Below are 4,113 nucleotides of genomic sequence, written 5' to 3' on the forward strand. Positions count from 1 at the left end.
TGTGTAATTTCACTGTCGTCTAAAGTGAGAGATCGAGTGACTGGGCAGGTGAACTGCCTGGTATGCGGTACCCCCGCCCCCTCCGGGGCAGGCGAGAATCCGGCTGGCCCTCTGGCTGCTGGACCGCCGCCGGAGGGGCGGGGCACAGCAAGGCAAGGACTTTCGCAGGCAAGACCCGTACGTATGGAGGTGGTGGCCACTGAGTAGTCGACAACCTGTTCCGCGACCCGAGACGTCTCGGGTGCGGTGTACGCCATCGGCCTGTGGAGGCCGGTGAACAGTTCGACCCTTTCGTCCATGTAGATCCCAGGCCCCGGCGCACCCGCGCCGGGGCCTCCCGTCATTTCAATAATCATTGAGAGGTGCTGTGCAGCAACCGGATACAACTCCCACCCCTGGTACAGGTGGGACAGACAGACTCGATGACGAGGATTTCCCCGCCTACAGCATGGGCCGTGCGGCGGAGATCCTCGGCGTCACCCAGGCGTTTCTGCGCACTCTCGATGGCGCGCGCCTTTTGACCCCGCAGCGCTCGGCGGGCGGGCATCGCCGCTACTCGCGCTACCAGCTGCGGATCGCCGCGCGTGTGCGCGAACTGATCGACGCCGGCAATTCCCTGGAAGGGGCGTGCCGGATCGTGATCCTCGAAGATCAGCTCGCCGAGGCCCAGGCCCTCAACGCCACCCTGCAACACGCCCTCGATGAGCACGAAACACACGCTCCGGGGCACTGATCGAGACTCTTCGCCCGGGCGGGGACTGGTGGAGCCGCCGCCGGGTGCCTGCGCGGGTGACACCAGCAGAATGCATACAGCCCAGGCCCCGCTCGACGGCCATTCCCCGGTTCCGCGTAGCTTCGTCTCCACATGAAATCGGACGAGGCCATCGACGCGGCGACGCTCATGACCCGGGGGCGTCGATATCGCTCTGAGCGCGGTTCGATCTCTCGCAGATCCTGCGCTTCAGCGGGCGTGGCTGTCCAGGCCGGACTGTGGCTCTCGCGGACATCGCCGCGGACACGGCAACCTGGACCGGGCCCAACGAAAAGAGCTTCGCACCGACCTCGGTGCGAAGCTCTTCACGAAGATCGCGCGGAATCAGATGGCGCGGACGTCCTGGGCCTGGGGGCCCTTCTGGCCCTGCTCCACCGAGAACTCGACACGCTGACCCTCGTCGAGGGATTTGTAACCCGCGCCGCTCACGGCCGAGTAATGCACGAAGACGTCCGGGCCGCCTCCGTCCTGAGCGATGAAGCCGAAGCCCTTTTCACCGTTGAACCACTTCACACTGCCTTGAGCCATGCTGTAAACAACTTCTTCTCTGTAGTGAGCCGAGCAAATTCTTGATGAGAAGCCCGTTCTCAACCCTCACTATGCCACGAGGGCCGGCGATCGCTCGCATCGGGTAGTGATGAGGGGCCGCGCCTGCGGGGTCTACCACTCACCGTGATGGCTTGTCTTCTCGACCACGATCGCTCCCTGCGCTGAACCCCACCAGCTCCACGCAGTATGAACCGAACCGCCGGATACTGACCCTGGGGCCCAGGTCGTCGTCGTGCAGATCCAGCCAACTAGGGATTTCTGCCAGTCACCCCATGACCGCCGACGATGCGCCTGCACGCATGTCCGGATTGCGGTGTCCGACCGATGGGCGCGAGCAGGCGCATCGACCCCGCGAGTGATGGAGCCGGCAGGTATTCGGCTCCCCTGGCAGGCCCGGACAGTGACGACGCGGGGCGCGTTCCTGACCGATCATGCCGACCTATCCCGCGCGTTCGGTCGGGGCCCGGTCCGCGGCGTAGCGGTCGCGAGCATCGGCGACGATCGCGACACCACGCTCGCCGATGCCGCGTATCGCCAGCGGCCGGGCGTCAGAAAATTCGAGCAGATCGTTCACGGTGCGGACTCCGCGCAGATACAGTGCCCGCCGGTACTGCTCGGGCACCCGATCCAGCTCCCGGGTGCTGTCGTAGGGAGTCTCGACCATGTGCCACCGATCCTCGTAGAGGACCGCCTGCACGAGCTGCTCGGTCGAGGCGAACTCCTCCACAGCGACAGGTCCGCCGGTGGAACGGACAGTGACCTCGGCCAGCATCCACGCCTGTGCCCCGCGTCCCGCCGGCCGCACCAACGTCACCGAATACTCGCCGGGGTGGCCCGGTAGATGGAAGGTGCGTTCCCGCGTCTCGATATCTGGCGGGTTGCTAGTTGTGCCAGCTCATGAGGTTGGTGTCGCGGAGTGCTGGCGGCGTCGACGTGAGGCGCGGGCCCGGCATGTATCCGAACAAGTCGTGCGGTCGGCCGGTAGCGGGTTGAACGATCTGCGCGCCGCATTCTCGGCACCGATTCCTGTCTTGAGTTTTGTTACACGGCAGCGAGTTTCGTGACACCGGGGCGGGTGGGTGTCGAACGGTAGGACGGCTTGGGAGAGTCGGCGGGCGATGGTTTCGCAGTGGCGTTCGTCGAGTTCGATGCCGATGACTTGCGGCCCAGCAGGGCGGCGGCAGCGAGGGTGGATCTGGAGCCGGCGAAGGCGTCGAGGATGGTTTCGCCGGGATCGCTGAACTGTTCGACGAGTGCCCGCATGAGCTTGTCCGGTTTCTGGGCGGTGTGCAGCCGGGCGCCGGTGCGGCCGCGGTCGATGACGATCGGCGCCGACCAGACGGCGCGTTTGCCGCCGCCGTTCCAGCGTTTGCGGCCTTGGGGTGGCAGATGGTGATGGATTCGAACCCGACCGCGGGCCTGTCCCCGGAGAACTGCTGGGCGCCGTTTTCCCGGATCCACGCCCCGGTGCGCACGTAGTCCAGGCCGGCGCGGGTGAGGTCGTCGCGCCACAGGTGCCCGGATTCAGCGTCGGAGAACACCAGCACCCGGCGTCGCGTCAGGCCCGCGATGAGTTCGGCTGCGGCATGGCGGAGTTCGGGATCGAGGTGAGCGAAGCCGAGGTCGACGACGCGGGAGGAGGCTGCTCCGCCGGCGCCGCGGTCGGTGGGCCGCACCGATGTTCTAAGTCGTATGTTATGCATTGGCTTGGCTTGGGGTGCGGTGAAGAATCGGGTGTATTCACGTCGCCAGCGCGTGGCTCTCCGCGCATGCAGAAGGACGAGGGGCGATTGGCGGTTTCCAAGGATGCACGTCGGGCGATCGGTGATAGCGTCGGTGGAAAAGGGTGGGCAGACTAGCGGCCAACCCACCCGAAACACCCTGTCCGCGCGCCTTCGGCGCGCGGACAGGGTCCAAATCCTTTCGGTGTGTTGGGGCTCAGCTTCGAGTGATGGTGTTGGTGTCCAGGGTGATCGCGCCGTTGAGGGCCAGGATGTCCCCGTTTGCGGTGGTGCCGCCCGTCACCGTGACCGAGGTGAAGGCCAGGATGTTTCCGGCGAAGTTGGTGTTGGCGCCCAGTGTGGCCGAGCTACCGACTTGCCAGAACACGTTGTTCGGGGTGGCACCGTTGATGAGGTTCACGACGCTGCCCGCCCCGGTGATCAGTGTCGTCCCGGCCTGGAAGATGAACACCGCGTTCGGATTGCCTTGCCCGTCGAGGGTGACGGTGCCGTTGAGGCCGATCCCGGCAACTGCGTGGTACACCCCGGAGGTCAGGGTTTGTCCCGCGAGATCGGTGGTCACGAGAGCGGTAGGCGTCCGGCCCGCCGCGTCGGTGTAGGCGATCTGTAAATCGGTGTGCGCCTGCGCCGCGACCGCGTCCCCGGCATGGATCGCTCCGCTGGTCACCGTTCCCGGCGGGAATCCGGTCACCGCGGTGCCCGGGCTGACACCCAGGTCACCGGTGATGGCCGTGGCTCCGGTGTTGGTGACTGTCGTGGCGCCCAGCACCGCGAACGTCGAGGCTGTGCCCAAATTGACCGGCAACAGACCCGAAACATAGGTGTAGGCGACACCGTTGCTGGTCCCGCCGGGGGTGGTGACGGTAACCTGCACCGTCCCGGCCACATGGGGCGGGGTCAGCACGGTGATCTGGGTGTCGGAGTTGACCGCGAACAGGATCGCCGGTGTCCCACCGAAACTTACTGCGGTCGCACCGGTCAGGCCCGTCCCGGTGAGCACTGCCACTTGCCCACCGCTCGGCGGGCCCGCGTTCGGGACGATGCTGGTAA

5 protein-coding genes are annotated in these 4,113 nt (G+C 66.2%); 1 reads left to right on the plus strand and 4 read right to left on the minus strand.

Annotated features, from left to right (window positions below; all coding sequences use genetic code 11):
- The first annotated feature begins 448 nt into the window (after positions 1 to 448).
- The gene (locus ON33_RS30950) at positions 449 to 733 is read left to right on the plus strand and encodes a MerR family transcriptional regulator (RefSeq protein ID WP_083869420.1); all 285 of its coding nucleotides are present in this window, start codon (positions 449 to 451) and stop codon (positions 731 to 733) included.
- Between the two features lie 363 nt (positions 734 to 1,096).
- On the opposite strand, the gene ON33_RS30955 is transcribed toward ON33_RS30950, so the two are convergent.
- The 4 genes from ON33_RS30955 to ON33_RS30970 form a co-directional block, all read right to left on the minus strand.
- Positions 1,097 to 1,300 carry a cold-shock protein gene (locus tag ON33_RS30955; RefSeq protein ID WP_040861373.1) on the minus strand — a complete coding sequence of 68 codons (204 nt, stop codon included), beginning with the start codon at positions 1,298 to 1,300 and terminating at the stop codon, positions 1,097 to 1,099.
- A 460-nt stretch (positions 1,301 to 1,760) separates the two neighbouring features.
- Positions 1,761 to 2,135, minus strand: coding sequence for a hypothetical protein (locus tag ON33_RS30960; protein ID WP_157184796.1), 375 nt, complete (start codon positions 2,133 to 2,135; stop codon positions 1,761 to 1,763).
- Positions 2,136 to 2,362: 227 nt separating this feature from the next.
- The gene (locus tag ON33_RS30965) at positions 2,363 to 2,782 is read right to left on the minus strand and encodes a DNA methyltransferase (protein WP_040862690.1); all 420 of its coding nucleotides are present in this window, start codon (positions 2,780 to 2,782) and stop codon (positions 2,363 to 2,365) included.
- 477 nt (positions 2,783 to 3,259) lie between these two features.
- Positions 3,260 to 4,113, minus strand: an 854-nt coding sequence (locus tag ON33_RS30970; RefSeq protein ID WP_245550872.1) for an ice-binding family protein, incomplete at its 5' end; no start/stop codon positions are given.

The sequence above is a fragment of the Nocardia niigatensis NBRC 100131 genome (assembly GCF_000308655.1).
Taxonomy (GTDB): domain Bacteria; phylum Actinomycetota; class Actinomycetes; order Mycobacteriales; family Mycobacteriaceae; genus Nocardia; species Nocardia niigatensis.